Origin of the sequence: Flavobacterium algicola (assembly GCF_022399565.1) — a bacterium.
Classification (GTDB): Bacteria; Bacteroidota; Bacteroidia; order Flavobacteriales; family Flavobacteriaceae; genus Flavobacterium; species Flavobacterium algicola.
This window is the reverse complement of sequence record NZ_JAJTUT010000001.1, coordinates 165,239-179,643: the sequence shown is the minus strand read 5'-3', so window position 1 is coordinate 179,643 and position 14,405 is coordinate 165,239. Positions and strand designations below refer to the sequence as shown.

The window sequence follows — 14,405 nt, the reverse complement described above, 5'->3', positions numbered from 1 at the left end:
AAAATACAAATTTGAAAAGAGTTTTGAATAAGTAAAAGTTCTTTTTTTAAATGCAATCGAAATCGCTTGTTTCTAGATGTTATAGCTGAATTTTGAATCTAGTTGGTTTTATTTCAAATATTTAAGAAAGTCAAGTGTTTGTTCAAAGTAGAAATCAATAGAAAGGCCGAACCAAATTCTAATAACTTTAACTGTTTTTTATGTCTTAACTTAGAATTCAATGAGCCCTTTTACCAATAAAATAAATTAGGAATGCTTAATTTAGCATTACTAAAAATTAAAAACAATGAGAAAAACTCTTTCTGTAGTTCCGCTTTTACTGTGCGGCTTCTTTATGCAGGCACAATCGACCAAATACAATTTAATTATCGGTGCCTTTAATGCGCAATGTGATAGTAATGGAGTCTCTATTTATGAATTCAATTCAGAAACTGGAGATTTTAAATTCCGATCAGAATCTGAGAAGATCGTTAATCCAAGTTTCTTAACGGTATCAAGCGATAATAAATTTGTATATACTGTAAATTCAGATAATGCAAATGGCGCCGTCACGGCATTTGGTTACGATAGTAAAGCAGGTAAATTGAATTTATTAAACCAGCAAAAAACGACTAGTGCAGATCCGTGCTACATTACCGATGATGACAAATTTGTTTATACTGCCAACTATGGTGGAGGAAGTATCACAGCTTTCGAAAAAAACAACGATGGAAGTTTATCGGCAGTAAAGCAGTTGGAGCAGCATATTGGGAAAGGTCCAAATGTGGTACGTCAAGAAAAAGCACACTTGCATATGGTACAATTTTCACCAGATAAGAAATATTTACTAGGTACAGATTTAGGAAGTGACAAAGTCTATTCTTATGTAGTGAATGCTGACGAAGAGAAACCTTTAGAGTTGAAAGTTGCGAATGATATTAAGTCGGGTAGTGGACCAAGACATTTCGTTTTTAGTAAAAACGGAAAAAAATTATATTTACTTCATGAATTGGACGGAACTTTATCTGTCTTCAATTTCAAAAAAGGAAAACTTTCCTTAAAACAAGAGCAAACTGTATTGGCTCCTGGATTTGAGGGCGAATTTTCTGCAGCAGATATTCATATTTCGCCAGATGAAAAATTTCTTTATGCAACCAATAGAGCAGTTGCAAATGATATTAGTTGCTTCAAAATATTAAAAAACGGAAACTTAGAATTTGTAGAACGAATTTCGACTCAAGGTGATGGTCCTCGAAATTTTGCTATTGACCCTACAGGTAATTTTTTATTAATTGGTCATCAATATACAAACACCGTTATCATATTTAAAAGAGATAAAGAAACAGGAAAATTAACCGATACCGGTAAGAAGATCGAATTGTGTTCTCCAGTATGTTTGGTTTTTACCGAAATTTAAACATTATTTTATAGTTGAAGTTCCTTTTTTCTGAATATAAAAGTGGTACAACCAAGTGAGAGTAAACGTAGGGATCACATCGGTAAACGGAATTAATTCCTCAATAGTCCCAATGATTCCTGCTATTTTACCTACTTTACCTCGGTACATTTTTACCATGATATAACAAGATAAGGGAGCCCATATTACATCTGTGAATTCGCCTAGATAAGGTATGGTAAAAGAAAGCATTCCGATACCATCAAATAGCAAACTTAGCAGTAGGTAATAAATTTTATTAGGCTGTATTGCGGGTTTATTTAATTTAGCATTCATTGTTATAAGAATTTTTGATAAGCTAAAGTTACTTATTATTTGAAATATAAAAACCACAGTTAAAACGATAAAATGTTTTGACTGTGGTTTTTTTATGCAATTAGGTCCCTTCTTTTATTTTAAAAGGTCACTGTATTTTTCTTGAAATTTATTCACCTTTGGAGTAATAACCATAGAGCAGTAACCTTGCTCTTTATTACCGTTATAGTAATTCTTGTGGTAATCTTCTGCATGGTAGAAAGTAGAACTCTCGGAGATTTTAGTAACGATTGGATCTTGATAAATTTTTTCTTCTGTCAAGTATTCAATATATGCTTCAGCTAATTTTTTTTGATTTTCATTCACATAAAATATTTCGCTTCGATATTGTGTACCAATGTCATTTCCTTGACGGTTTAATGTAGTCGGATCGTGTGTAGCAAAAAATATCTCAAGTAATTTAGCATAAGATATTTCATCTGGATTAAAATCAATTTGAATCGCTTCGGCATGGCCTGTTTCACCAGTGCAAACTTCTTTGTACGTAGGATTTGGGTTAAATCCGCCAATATATCCAGGTAGGGCAGATGTCACACCTTTAAGTTGCAAAAATACGGCTTCAGTACACCAGAAGCAACCTCCACCAAAAATAGCAATTTCGTTTTTTATATTTTCGTTCATGATAGTTAAGTTATTACAAACAACTAATATTAGTCTGCAATTAAGGATTATAATGGGTTATTTAATTTTAATCAAATTTAGTTCATTCTAGAGTTTTTACAGGTTGTTTTTAACTAAAATTTATCTTTTATGATCTTAAAAAGAATGGTTAATCTATAAAATCTTTGTTTCTTTGCTGAAACGGATTCAAATGATTCAAGCTAAAAATTTACATAAATATTACGATCAACTTCAAGTTTTAAAGGGAGTAGATCTGCATATCCAAAAAGGTGAGATTGTATCGATTGTGGGTGCATCTGGTGCTGGTAAAACAACGCTGCTGCAAATATTAGGCACGCTAGATCATCCGGCTACACAAAAAGAAGCTTCTCTAATGATCAATGGAGAATCAATTTTAGAGATGAATGATAAAAATTTATCTAAATTTCGCAACCTTAATTTAGGTTTTATTTTTCAGTTTCATCAGCTTTTACCTGAATTTACAGCTTTAGAAAATGTTTGCATTCCGGCCTTTATCGCCAATAAACCTAAAAAGGAAACAGAAATTGAAGCCAAAAGATTGTTAGATTATTTAGGTTTATCACATAGAATCAACCACAAACCTAATGAGCTTTCAGGCGGAGAACAACAACGTGTCGCTGTAGCAAGAGCATTGATAAACAAACCTGCTGTAATTTTTGCAGATGAACCATCTGGAAATTTAGATACCGTTTCTGCTGAAAATTTACACCAGCTGTTCTTTAAGTTGCGTGATGAGTTCGGTCAGACTTTTGTGATCGTAACACATAACGAAGAACTTGCAAATATGGCCGATAGAAAATTAATAATGTCCGACGGAATTATTGTTAGCTAGAGATTGTTCTATAATTAAATACTAAAATGGCTAGATGATTATGGTTTAGTTAAATAGTTTTAGGTTTACATGCGTTTTTCGAGAAAAGGCTCTTAATAAATTAACCCCAAACTGCAATACAACTCAACATTTTCCTTTGATAATTTCATTATCCCTCATACAAATAGTAACTTGCAAATAGATTTTGAAAGAATAGAAAAAGACAATCTTAGCTACTATTTTCCAATAAAAAATGATTTGTTTCGGGAGGTAGGAAGCGCACCACTACCAGCGACCAACAAAAAAGTGATCGATTATTTCGAAAATAATTATGGTTATTATCCACAAATGAGAACCCTTAATTTAAAAGACGGATTTTACGCAAAGAAATTCAAATGAACCAGACAGAACTAAAAGAATTTCTAGACGAAAAAGTTATTCAGTACAATACTCTTGATTTTATTGATAGTGACCCCGTGCAAATTCCGCATTTATTTATTCAAAAAGAAGATATTGAAATAGCAGGTTTCTTAAGCGCTACCATTGCTTGGGGAAATCGTACCATGATCATCAGAAATAGCCACCGCATGATGGAGATGATGGGCAACGCACCCTATGATTATGTAATGTCACACACGGATACTGATTTAGAACGTTTGGAATCTTTTGTTCACCGAACATTTAATAATCTAGACTTTGCCTTCTTTATTCAAAGTCTGCAGAATATTTACCAAAATCATGATGGATTAGAGTCTGTATTTGCAAAGCATCAACAGCCAAATTCTATGCAAACGAGTATATCTGAATTTAAAAAGACATTTTTTGAAATTCCGCATTTGAGCCGTACGCAGAAGCACGTATCCGACCCATCAAATAACTCTGCCGCGAAGAGAATTAATATGTACTTAAGATGGATGTGTCGTCAAGATTTAAAAGGTGTCGATTTAGGTATATGGAAAACAGTTTCTATGGCGGCCCTTTCTTGTCCATTAGACGTGCATTCTGGAAATGTTGCTCGAAAATTAGGATTGCTAACTCGTAAACAAAATGATGCCAAAGCTTTGGCAGAATTAGATGCTCGACTTCGTGAATTGGATGCTAAAGATCCTTCTAAATATGATTTTGCACTTTTTGGATTAGGGGTTTTCGAAGGTTTTTAGTTCCTATTAAAAATTTTTAAAGTCTTTTGTATTTGAAATTCAGAATTTCCCACTCTTTAATCAATGATTTTTGATAACATACTACTTATATTATTTATTTTTTTGTAAGATTTAGTTATTATTTTAAGTCAATTTATGTATTTCATCGATTTTTTATGTTTTTTATCGGTTATATTGTTTGTTGTTTACTACATTTGAATAATTAAATTTGAATATGGATTATTTATGATCCTAAATATAATCACCTACAATTATAGCAACATTTAAAACGTTCCCCAAATCATGAAAAAAAATCTACAACTTTGTATTAAATCATCATTTTTTACGCTAGCTATTTCACTAATAGTAACTTTATGGATAAGCAGTCTATTTGAAGTAATATCTAAAATATTTTCTGGAGTTTCTGCTTCAAATATATTGATGTCATTTGGTTTTTCAGTCCTTGCCGATATCGAATCAGTATTACTTATCGCTATTTTACTTTATCCAATTTATTTTCTGTTTGGATATTTAAAAAAACCAATTGCACAAATGTCGATACACATTCTATTTTCATTATTAGTTATCGCACAGTTTGCATTGGCAAAATACCAGTACACTAATTTTGTTAATCTAGGAGCAGATTTTTTTGGTTATTCTTTTGATAATTTATTATCAAACGTTTCAGGAGCAGAGTCTATATCAATATTTTACTTGATTCCTTTTATGTTTTTTCCAATATCTTACCTTATGATTGAGAAATATTTTTCTAATATTTCATTTATAAAAAAATAAAAGGTAGACAAGAATCTAAATAAGTGGAGTGATTTGCTCACGATATAATTTTTGTACACCAATTTATTTTATATTTCCAAAACAATAATTTCTAACTCTGTTAGCCGCATGCATGTGGTAGCAGAGTTAGATTTTTTTTTATTAATATAATCAGCATTTTAAATCAAGATTTGAAGTTATAGAAGGTGATTTAAAATCAAAGTTGCGTCATAGTTAAAATATAGTAATACACCATTAGTACCTTATAAAATACAAAGAGCAATAAGGAATGCATAAAAGATTATAAATAAAATCGTTTTATGATTGATGAGTGGGAATATAGATATCGAAGACAGCTCCTTTATCTACAACTCCTGATGCTTTAATTATTCCATTGTGATTTTCTATAATTTTTTTAGCAATCGTCAGACCGATACCTGTTCCTTCGTAACCAGCATCATTATGCAAGCGCTGAAAAATTTCAAATATTTTATCGCTGTATTGCGCATCAAAACCAAGACCATTGTCACTTACCTTCAAATGGCAATATTCAATTTGCTGAGGCAGGCCTAAATGGAGAGCATCATTCTTCGAAATATAACTTGTATGAATGATAATATGAGGAATATTATTTCTACTATGAAATTTGAGTGAATTACCAATCAAATTTTGTAACAGCTGACGAAACTGAAATGGAATAACTTCACATTCACTATCGGCATCAATAACAATGCTTGCATTTTGTTTCTGTATTTCATCCTCTAATGTTTCTAGAGCTTCTTTAATAATCGCTTTAAGATCGCTCTTAATAAAGTTTTTTGTAACTGCTGTAGTGCGTGAATAAGCCAACAAATCTTTAATCAAAGTTTGCATGTAAAATGCAGAATGTTGGATGCGTTCAAAGGAATGTTTTCCTTTTGTAGATAAGTTTTGAAGTTCATCAGAAAGTATTCTACTCGAGAAAGTCTGAATTTTTCGCAAAGGTTCTTGTAAATCATGACTTGAGATATAGGTAAATGCCTCTAGTTCCTTATTGGCAATCAATAATTCAGATGCACGTTTTTCTTTTTCCTGATTTTGAAAAGCAAGTTCTTCATTAGCAAGTACTAATTCAGCCGCGCGTTTTTCTTTTTCCTGATTTTGAAATAAAAGTTCTTTATTAGCAATGGCTAACTCAGCTGCACGATTTTCCTTTTCTTTATTTTGAAAAAGTAGTTCTTCATTTGCAATCACTAATTCAGCTGCGCGCTTTTCTTTCTCTTGATTTTGAAAGGCTAATTCCTCATTTGCAATGGCTAATTCGGATGCACGATTTTCTTTTTCTTGATTTTGAAAAGCCAGCTCCCTATTTGCAACAGCCAATTCTGCTGCACGATTTTCCTTCTCTTGATTTTGAAAAGCAAGTTCTTTATTTGCAATAGCCAATTCTGCGGCGCGACGTTCCTTTTCTTCATTTTGAAATGCAAGCTCTTTATTGACAAGTGCCAATTCTTTAGCTCTTTTAATTCCCTCTTTGATCTGCAGCGCAAGCTTCATATTTGCAAATACTAATTTCTTTGCATAGGTGTCCTTCGGACTAATGGGAAGAGCAATCTTAGAAATTAGATTTTTTTTCATCGGCTTAAATAACGCTCAAATATACTACTTGTTTTTGATTTTTGTAAAATGATAATCATGAAATTATTCGAAAAATAAGAAAATTAACAAGGGTTAGACAGCTACTCATAGAAATTTTATTTTTCGAAAAGAATTACTCAAACAGTGATCCAATTAAATAAAAATAATAAAGTATTTAAGCCTTTATTTAAACCTATCTTTTCTGATTTGGTGCTTTAGAATACACCTACATCTGCGAACTAGTTATTTTAATGTATCTTTGCACAAAATATACGTTTTATGAGCACTTTCGAGCAATTTAATCTTCCAAAATCAGTACAAAAAGCAATTGATGATTTGGGATTTGTAACTCCAACTCCTATACAGGAAAAGTCATTTTCAGTAATCATGTCTGGTCGCGATATGATGGGAATTGCACAAACAGGAACGGGTAAAACCTTTGCTTATTTATTGCCTTTATTAAAGCTGTATAAATTTAATGTAACCCATACGCCAAAACTTGTTGTGCTTGTGCCTACAAGGGAGTTGGTTGTGCAGGTAGTAGATGAAATTGAAAAATTAACCAAATACATGTCGGTCCGTACTATAGGTATCTACGGAGGTGTAAATATCAATACACAGAAAAAAAATGTGTATATGGGAACTGATATTCTTGTTGGTACTCCCGGTAGAACGATGGATTTAGCCTTAGACAACGTCATTCGTTTTGAAGAAACTCAAAAACTAGTTATTGATGAGTTTGACGAGATGTTAAATTTAGGGTTTAGAACACAATTGACTGCTTTACTTGCAATGATGCCAGTAAAACGTCAAAATATTTTGTTTTCTGCAACAATGACCGATGAAGTTGATGCGGTGTTAAATGACTTTTTTGATTATCCCGAAGAGGTAACGCTTTCTGCATCAGGTACTCCATTAGAAAACATTAAACAAATTACATATAATGTTCCTAATTTCAATACAAAAATAAATTTACTAAAACATTTATTAGCTACAAATGAAGACATGAGTAGGGTACTTGTTTTTGTGAATAATAAAAAAATCTCTGATATGGTTTTCGAACGTATGGAAGAAGATTTTGAAGGTCAATTTGGTGTTATTCACTCTAATAAATCTCAAAATTACCGTTTGACAACTATGGCAGAATTCCAAGCTGGAAATCTACGTGGATTGATTACTACAGATATCATGGCGAGAGGTTTGGATATTTCGAACATTACACATGTTATCAATTTTGAAATGCCAGAAGCAGGTGAATTATATATGCACCGTATTGGACGTACAGGTCGTGCTGATGCTACAGGTACAGCAATAAGTTTTATAACTCCAAGAGAAGAAGAAGCTAAGGTTGAGGTTGAAGTTTTAATGAATATGGAACTATTGATCGAAGAGTTTCCTGAAGAAGTAGAAATTTCAGTTAAGTTAATCGAACCCGAAAAAGAACGCCAAGTTATTAAGTTTGTTCGAAAGAAAAAACCAGATGGAGATGGAGCTTTTCATGATAAATCTAAGAAGAATACCAAAGTCAACTTGGGTGGACCATCAAAAACTAAGAAGAAAACTCATGGTTCTGTAAACAGAAATATGTTGAAAATTAGAGCTGCCAAGAAGAAGAAAAAATAATAATCGAATGCACTAAAGATTAACTAGCTTAATATTTCAGATAATTTAAAACCATTAAAGAATAGCTGCAATTTTAATATTGCAGCTATTCTTTAATGGTTTTTCTTTTATTAACTTTAAAATTATTATGCTTTTTTACCAGATAGCTTTGTCCAGCTCCATTTTGCACCACCGATTATTACTAAGGCAACAAACCCTATTGCTAAACCTAATATAAATTCGCTAGCGGTGCTAGGAAGTGATTCCAAAAAGTGATGAAAAAAGGCGATTTTATGTTTAAAAATTCCACCAGCAACAAGAAATAAAGCAACAGTACCAATATAACCAAGAGATTTAATAACAATTGGAAGTGCTTTTATTAGGAGTTTACCAGTCGTTTGTAAAGGTTTACTCGATTTGGTCGTCAATATTATTCCTAGATCATCCATTCTTACAATTAGCGCTACCACTCCATACACTCCTACGGTGGCAAGAATTGCGATAAAAGACACAACCATGATTTGAGTCGTAAAAGTGTTTTCGAGTACCTCTCCCAAAGCAATAATTATAATTTCAATTGATAATATAAAGTCAGTAATGATGGCCGATTTTATTTTATCTTTTTCCAATGCAAGAATTTCTGCTTCGGATAAATTGTCTTTATTAACCGCGGTTGCAGCATGCTCGTGAGGAAAAAAGAATTCGTAAATCTTTTCAGCACCTTCATAAGCCAAATAGACACCACCTAAAGCAAGAATTACGATTATCGATGTAGGTAGAAAGTAACTTAGAACAAAGGCAAACGGCAATATGATCAATTTGTTTAGAAGCGATCCTTTGGTAATAGCCCATAGTACTGGAATTTCACGAGAAGACACAAATCCAGAAGCTTTCTCTGCATTGACAGCCAAATCATCACCCAATATTGCGGCAGTTTTTTTGGTAGCGATTTTACTCATTACCACAACATCATCCATAAGTGCTGCGATATCATCTAATAGTAGAAAAATTCCTGATGCCATACTTTTATCTTTAAAATCTATAATTATTTAAGACTACAAAATATTGTCTTAAAACCTTTTCAAATTTAAGATAACAAAAGCACTAATAAAACATATTTTAAAAATTTGTATCAAGAATGGCCGATATTTTTAATAAAATTGATCAACAGCAGCTTAGGTTTATATTATAAATTGATAATTAAAAAATAAGGTACAGCATAGAATGAAAAATTTTAGAAAGCCTTATATTTAGAAAATAGAATGTGATGGCATTAATTTAATGGCGAAAAAATAGACAACAGACCTAATTAGTTAGATATGAAAATAGAAAAAGATAATAATGCTAATACTAAAAAAGTAGTTTACCATGTCTTTACTAGACTTTTTGGAAATACCAATACAACCAATAAATCTTGGGGAACTATAGAGGAGAATGGGGTAGGGAAGTTTAAAGATTTTACTCCAAAAGCATTGCGCGAAATCAAAAAGCTGGGTGTTACTCATATCTGGTTCACGGGTGTTCCTCATCACGCACTTATAAATGATTACACCAATATTGGAATCTCCAATGATCATCCATCGGTAGTAAAGGGACGTGCTGGTTCTCCTTATGCCGTAAAGGATTACTACAATGTAAATCCTGATTTGGCAACTGATCCAGCCAACCGCTTGCGAGAATTTGAAGATTTGATTGCTCGTACTCATAAGGCTGGAATGAAAGTTATTATTGATATTGTTCCTAATCATGTCGCACGTAAATACGAGGGTATAACAAATCCAGAAGGAGTCAAAGATTTTGGGATCGATGATGATACAACTGTAGCGTATCACAAGGACAATAACTTTTATTATATCAAAGATTCAAAATTTGAGTTGCCAGATATCGAGCCTCCCTTGGGTGGTGAGAAAAATCATTTATTAGACACTCCTTTTATCGAATCACCAGCGAAATGGACGGGAAATGGCTCTAGAATGGCAAAGCCTGATAAAAACGATTGGTACGAGACAGCAAAAATTAATTATGGTGTACGTCCAGACGGCCAAGTAGACTTTCCATATTTGCCTTGGGGTTATGATACAGTATCATATGAAACGCATTTTGAATTTTGGGCAGATAAGGATGTACCCGATTCATGGCATAAGTTTAAAGATATTGCTTTGTACTGGACTGAAAAAGGAGTAGATGGTTTTCGCTACGACATGGCGGAATTAGTTCCATTTGAGTTTTGGAGCTACATGAATTCGGCTATTAAAATGCAAAACCCGGAGGCTTTTTTACTAGCCGAAGTTTACAATCCAGATTTGTATTACAATTATATCAAAATGGGTAAAATGGATTACCTATATGATAAAGTTGGTACATATGATAAATTGAAAGACATTATTCAAGGACGTTCCTGGCCAGATGAATTAACGCAGATTCAGTATGACTTATGGAATGTAAGTCCGCATATGCTTAAATTTCTTGACAATCACGATGAACAACGCATTGCAAGTCCAGAATTTGCTGGCTCGGGGGAGAAGGGAAAGCCGATGATGGTGGTTTCTGCAACCATAAGTGCCGCTCCCGTGATGATTTACTTTGGACAAGAGGTGGGCGAAGCTGCCAATGAAAATGGAGGTTTTGGTACACATTCCCGTACTTCAATTTTTGATTATGTTGGAGTGCCAAGTCACCAACGCTGGATGAATGACGGCAAGTTTGATGGCGGCCAACTAACAGAAACCGAAACTAAACTGAGAGACTTTTACAAGCGCTTACTAAATTTTATACTCGAAAGTTCTGCTGTGATGGGCGATTTTCAAGAGATACAATTTGCCAATCGTTACAAAACTGATGGTTACGATACGGGGATTTACAGTTATACCCGCTGGTCTGATAGTCAGAAATTGATCATCGTGACAAATTTTTCAGATGAGATCACAAGTTCTTTCAATCTCAAAGTACCACAATTAGTCATTGAAAAATGGAACTTACAGAATGGCAATTACAAATTGACAGATCAATTATACAAAAAAGCGAAGCTACAACTTGAAGTTAATAATGGAGAAGGAACTGTAACCATGCAATTGGCACCTTTGGAATCTTATATTTTAGAATTACAATAAGAAGACAAATTACAGCATAAAAAAATGGATAGTTACTCACTATCCATTTTCCTATTTAATAATATTTTCTTCTCGTACTATTTAAGTAGGCTTCGTTTATTTTTGCCCAATTTAGAACATTGAAAAAAGACTCAATATAATTTCTGCGTCGGTATTGATAACCTAGATAATAAGCATGTTCCCATAAGTCCAATGCAATTATAGGGGTTCCTTTTACAGATGCATTACGCATTAATGGATTATCTTGATTTTGCGTACTAGTGATTTGCAATCTTCCTGCTTTATCTACAATTAGCCACACCCAAGCAGATCCAAACTGTTTACTAGCTTCGGATTTAAATGCTGTTTTAAAATTGGCATACGAACCAAAATCTCGATTTATTACAGATGCTATCGTATCTGTAGGAGCGCCACCAGCATTGGGAGCCATCGATTTCCAGTACATACCATGATTGTAAAAGCCACCAGCATTATTTCTTAATTCTGCATTATTGGTATCCAGCTTTGATAAAACTTCTTCAATAGAAAGATTTTCTAAGCCAGTTCCCGCTACTGCTCTATTAAAATTATTGGTATAAGTTAGGTAATGTTTAGAGTAGTGCGTTTCTAAGGTAAGTGGAGAAACGGTAGGAGCTAATGCATCATACGCATAAGGCAATTTGTCCATCAAGAACGAACCTTCTTCTGCTGAGACATCTTCGGGCATTCCGATTGTTATTTTTTCTTGTGCTGTAGGTAAGGGTACTTCAACAACTTCGGTATATTTTTTTTTGTTGCACGAAAGCAGCAAAAATAGAAAAGCAGTACTTACTATAAAAAAATTATTCGTTTTCATTGGAATCGTTATTTTTTACGAGTGAGTTGATAATTTCGATGTAATATAATTTGGCATCATCTGCCGATATATGGCTTATCTGCATCCAAGCATTGGTCTTAAAAGCATCTCTTAGATGAAAAGTATTATTAACTTGAGCGGTGTCTAAGGTGCCAAAAGTAGCTTGCTTGTAATAAGCATACAGTCGTAATTGTACATCTTGTGGTAATGAAGACTGAGACATTTCTTGTGCTACCAATAGCGCTTCTTGAAATTTTGTTTCTAGATCTTTGTTACTCATGATTATTTTGATGCAATAATAGTTTTGCCCCCAATAGCTTTTTGATTTAAAACAACATTAATAGGAGTTCCAATAGGTAAAAAGATATCTACTCTTGAACCAAATTTAATAAATCCAGCATCAGTTCCTTGTTCCACTTGCATTCCTTCTTTGGCGTAGTTTACAATTCTACGCGCTAGCGCTCCTGCAATTTGACGGTACAAAATTTCACCAAAAGATTTGTTCTCGATTACGATTGTTGTTCTTTCATTTTCTTCACTAGCTTTTGGGTGCCAAGCAACCAAAAATTTTCCAGGATGGTATTTGCTAAATTTTACTAATCCACTTACGGCATAGCGTGTAACATGCACGTTTATAGGAGACATAAAAATCGAAATTTGCAGGCGTTTTTCTTTAAAATACTCTGCTTCATAAACTTCTTCAATAACTACCACTTTTCCATCTACAGGAGCGAGAACATGTGTTTCGTTTAGTGTAGCTGCCCTTTTTGGGTTTCTGAAAAATTGTAGAATGATAATTAAAATTAAAAATGCACTAATTTGGATTAGTTTCTGCAACCAAAATGTTGTCACAAATTGATCTGAAAGTAATAATGCGGCAACGGTAAAAATAATTCCGAATAAAATCGTTTTGGCTCCTTCTTTATGAAACATAATTTTAATTTTGGTTTAGGTATTTGTGAATCAAATCATTACAATTTGGTAAGCTTTCTGGTGTACTAAGTCAGTTTTTTTATTGATATAATTTTTGATAGAAAACTACTTTATCTAATTGTGTTTTTTTATCGAAATTACAAGGCAAATCTACCTATTTTAATTCAATAATAAAATTAACTTATAAATTTTGTATTTCGACCCAACTAATTTATTTATTGTCAAATTGGTGTTTCCAACTTGATAGTTGAAATTTTAAATGATCATAGTAAAGTCCAATCAACAACATCGATGCAGGAATGAGCAGTACATAAAAATTAAAGTATGAGTAACAAACACCTCCAATAAATCCACCTAGAAAGAAAAATGTAATAATTCGCAGTCGTAATTGTATAGTGGAGCGTAATTTGATTTGCTGTTCTCTCTGCTTGTAAAAAAAAAGTTGCGAAATTTCGATACCAAGATCTGTAAATAGACCAGTTAAGTGTGTGGTTCTCACAACTGCATTTGAGATTCGTGTTACCAAGGCATTTTGCAACCCCATGGCAAATAGTAAACTAAAAGCTATCATATTTGCATAGTCCTTAATCATGAACTGTCCCAAAAACGCAACAGAAACAAGAATTGCACTTTCGATAATAGTTGGAATAACAAATGCAAATTTTTCGTTTTTTGAGGTGCTTAATTCAATCAATAAATTGGAGCAAAATGAGCCCATAAAGAAAAATAAAATATACAGAAAGTAAATAAGACTGTCGGAAAAGTGGAGTTTGAAAACTTCGTCAATAAAAAAAGCAAAATGTCCCGTGACATTAGTGGTTAGGCGCTGCACAGATAAGAATCCAACGACGTTTACAATCCCTGCCACAAACGAAAGCAATGAGGCAATCTTTTTGTTGTGGTCTAACGTCCTTGTTTTTCCTTGATGTCTGAACATGATAGTTTTGCGGTAGAATTAATTCTCTTGCCAATAATTAGTAGGTAGAGCATAAAAGCAAGATTAAGAAATTTTATTGGTTAAAAAGGGTATAACTCGGTTTACTTTATATAAGGAAGTATAAAATTCTATATTAAATAAATAGATAACGAAACTTAAAATAGTTTTGTAAGATGAAATGTATTTTAAGGTGGTAATTCATATTAGTGGTCAAAAATGTGTTATATTTATAGTAAGTGCTACTACTAACCTAAT

15 protein-coding genes are annotated in these 14,405 nt (G+C 33.0%); 7 read left to right on the top strand and 8 right to left on the bottom strand.

Annotated elements, in window-relative coordinates; translation table 11 throughout:
* Positions 1 to 286 precede the first annotated feature (286 nt).
* On the top strand, positions 287 to 1,396 hold the full coding sequence (locus tag LXH21_RS00760) for a lactonase family protein (protein ID WP_239861897.1): 1,110 nt from the start codon (positions 287 to 289) through the stop codon (positions 1,394 to 1,396).
* Between the two features lie 3 nt (positions 1,397 to 1,399).
* Here the strand turns inward: LXH21_RS00760 and LXH21_RS00755 are convergent, their stop codons facing one another.
* Together LXH21_RS00755 and msrA are read right to left on the bottom strand one after the other, a co-directional pair.
* Positions 1,400 to 1,711, bottom strand: a complete 312-nt coding sequence (locus LXH21_RS00755; protein ID WP_239861896.1) for a hypothetical protein — start codon at positions 1,709 to 1,711, stop codon at positions 1,400 to 1,402.
* 114 nt (positions 1,712 to 1,825) lie between these two features.
* Positions 1,826 to 2,371, bottom strand: coding sequence for a peptide-methionine (S)-S-oxide reductase MsrA (gene msrA, locus LXH21_RS00750; RefSeq protein WP_239861895.1), 546 nt, complete (start codon positions 2,369 to 2,371; stop codon positions 1,826 to 1,828).
* A gap of 190 nt (positions 2,372 to 2,561) precedes the next feature.
* Between msrA and LXH21_RS00745 the strand changes: the two genes are divergently transcribed.
* The 4 genes from LXH21_RS00745 to LXH21_RS00730 all read left to right on the top strand — a co-directional run bounded on the left by LXH21_RS00745 (position 2,562) and on the right by LXH21_RS00730 (position 5,137).
* Positions 2,562 to 3,224 (top strand): ABC transporter ATP-binding protein, encoded by a 663-nt coding sequence (locus LXH21_RS00745; protein WP_239861894.1) that lies wholly within the window; start codon positions 2,562 to 2,564, stop codon positions 3,222 to 3,224.
* 171 nt (positions 3,225 to 3,395) lie between these two features.
* Positions 3,396 to 3,602, top strand: a complete 207-nt coding sequence (locus tag LXH21_RS00740) for a hypothetical protein (RefSeq protein WP_239861893.1) — start codon at positions 3,396 to 3,398, stop codon at positions 3,600 to 3,602.
* Positions 3,599 to 4,363 carry a TIGR02757 family protein gene (locus tag LXH21_RS00735; RefSeq protein WP_239861892.1) on the top strand — a complete coding sequence of 255 codons (765 nt, stop codon included), beginning with the start codon at positions 3,599 to 3,601 and terminating at the stop codon, positions 4,361 to 4,363. Before LXH21_RS00740 ends, LXH21_RS00735 begins: the two co-directional genes overlap by 4 nt.
* A 282-nt stretch (positions 4,364 to 4,645) precedes the next feature.
* A complete protein-coding gene (locus tag LXH21_RS00730; RefSeq protein ID WP_239861891.1) occupies positions 4,646 to 5,137 on the top strand; it encodes a hypothetical protein in 492 nt (163 codons plus the stop codon).
* 297 nt (positions 5,138 to 5,434) lie between these two features.
* Here the strand turns inward: LXH21_RS00730 and LXH21_RS00725 are convergent, their stop codons facing one another.
* Entirely contained in the window at positions 5,435 to 6,733 is a 1,299-nt protein-coding gene (locus tag LXH21_RS00725) for a sensor histidine kinase (RefSeq protein WP_239861890.1), read from the bottom strand.
* 279 nt (positions 6,734 to 7,012) lie between these two features.
* Here LXH21_RS00725 and LXH21_RS00720 point away from each other — a divergent pair, with 279 nt between their 5' ends.
* On the top strand, positions 7,013 to 8,356 hold the full coding sequence (locus LXH21_RS00720; RefSeq protein WP_239861889.1) for a DEAD/DEAH box helicase: 1,344 nt from the start codon (positions 7,013 to 7,015) through the stop codon (positions 8,354 to 8,356).
* A gap of 125 nt (positions 8,357 to 8,481) precedes the next feature.
* On the opposite strand, the gene LXH21_RS00715 is transcribed toward LXH21_RS00720, so the two are convergent.
* The gene (locus LXH21_RS00715) at positions 8,482 to 9,357 is read right to left on the bottom strand and encodes a DUF808 family protein (protein WP_239861888.1); all 876 of its coding nucleotides are present in this window, start codon (positions 9,355 to 9,357) and stop codon (positions 8,482 to 8,484) included.
* Between the two features lie 297 nt (positions 9,358 to 9,654).
* Here LXH21_RS00715 and LXH21_RS00710 point away from each other — a divergent pair, with 297 nt between their 5' ends.
* On the top strand, positions 9,655 to 11,445 hold the full coding sequence (locus LXH21_RS00710; protein WP_239861887.1) for an alpha-amylase family protein: 1,791 nt from the start codon (positions 9,655 to 9,657) through the stop codon (positions 11,443 to 11,445).
* A gap of 55 nt (positions 11,446 to 11,500) precedes the next feature.
* Here the strand turns inward: LXH21_RS00710 and LXH21_RS00705 are convergent, their stop codons facing one another.
* The 4 genes from LXH21_RS00705 to LXH21_RS00690 form a co-directional block, all read right to left on the bottom strand.
* Complete coding sequence (locus tag LXH21_RS00705; protein ID WP_239861886.1) at positions 11,501 to 12,280, bottom strand: superoxide dismutase; 780 nt, start codon at positions 12,278 to 12,280, stop codon at positions 11,501 to 11,503.
* The gene (locus LXH21_RS00700) at positions 12,267 to 12,560 is read right to left on the bottom strand and encodes an acyl-CoA-binding protein (protein ID WP_239861885.1); all 294 of its coding nucleotides are present in this window, start codon (positions 12,558 to 12,560) and stop codon (positions 12,267 to 12,269) included. Before LXH21_RS00700 ends, LXH21_RS00705 begins: the two co-directional genes overlap by 14 nt.
* A gap of 2 nt (positions 12,561 to 12,562) precedes the next feature.
* Positions 12,563 to 13,213 (bottom strand): phosphatidylserine decarboxylase family protein, encoded by a 651-nt coding sequence (locus tag LXH21_RS00695; protein WP_239861884.1) that lies wholly within the window; start codon positions 13,211 to 13,213, stop codon positions 12,563 to 12,565.
* A 211-nt stretch (positions 13,214 to 13,424) separates the two neighbouring features.
* Complete coding sequence (locus LXH21_RS00690) at positions 13,425 to 14,150, bottom strand: YoaK family protein (RefSeq protein WP_239861883.1); 726 nt, start codon at positions 14,148 to 14,150, stop codon at positions 13,425 to 13,427.
* Positions 14,151 to 14,405: the final 255 nt, after the last annotated feature.

What these genes read in the sequence shown, in the direction of transcription:
- LXH21_RS00760 (WP_239861897.1), top strand. Translation starts at nt 287, where the DNA reads ATGAGAAAAACTCTTTCTGTAGTTCCGCTTTTACTGTGCGGCTTCTTT.
- LXH21_RS00755 (WP_239861896.1), bottom strand. Translation starts at nt 1,711, where the DNA reads ATGAATGCTAAATTAAATAAACCCGCAATACAGCCTAATAAAATTTAT.
- msrA (WP_239861895.1), bottom strand. Translation starts at nt 2,371, where the DNA reads ATGAACGAAAATATAAAAAACGAAATTGCTATTTTTGGTGGAGGTTGC.
- LXH21_RS00745 (WP_239861894.1), top strand. Translation starts at nt 2,562, where the DNA reads ATGATTCAAGCTAAAAATTTACATAAATATTACGATCAACTTCAAGTT.
- LXH21_RS00735 (WP_239861892.1), top strand. Translation starts at nt 3,599, where the DNA reads ATGAACCAGACAGAACTAAAAGAATTTCTAGACGAAAAAGTTATTCAG.
- LXH21_RS00730 (WP_239861891.1), top strand. Translation starts at nt 4,646, where the DNA reads ATGAAAAAAAATCTACAACTTTGTATTAAATCATCATTTTTTACGCTA.
- LXH21_RS00725 (WP_239861890.1), bottom strand. Translation starts at nt 6,733, where the DNA reads ATGAAAAAAAATCTAATTTCTAAGATTGCTCTTCCCATTAGTCCGAAG.
- LXH21_RS00720 (WP_239861889.1), top strand. Translation starts at nt 7,013, where the DNA reads ATGAGCACTTTCGAGCAATTTAATCTTCCAAAATCAGTACAAAAAGCA.
- LXH21_RS00715 (WP_239861888.1), bottom strand. Translation starts at nt 9,357, where the DNA reads ATGGCATCAGGAATTTTTCTACTATTAGATGATATCGCAGCACTTATG.
- LXH21_RS00710 (WP_239861887.1), top strand. Translation starts at nt 9,655, where the DNA reads ATGAAAATAGAAAAAGATAATAATGCTAATACTAAAAAAGTAGTTTAC.
- LXH21_RS00705 (WP_239861886.1), bottom strand. Translation starts at nt 12,280, where the DNA reads ATGAAAACGAATAATTTTTTTATAGTAAGTACTGCTTTTCTATTTTTG.
- LXH21_RS00700 (WP_239861885.1), bottom strand. Translation starts at nt 12,560, where the DNA reads ATGAGTAACAAAGATCTAGAAACAAAATTTCAAGAAGCGCTATTGGTA.
- LXH21_RS00695 (WP_239861884.1), bottom strand. Translation starts at nt 13,213, where the DNA reads ATGTTTCATAAAGAAGGAGCCAAAACGATTTTATTCGGAATTATTTTT.
- LXH21_RS00690 (WP_239861883.1), bottom strand. Translation starts at nt 14,150, where the DNA reads ATGTTCAGACATCAAGGAAAAACAAGGACGTTAGACCACAACAAAAAG.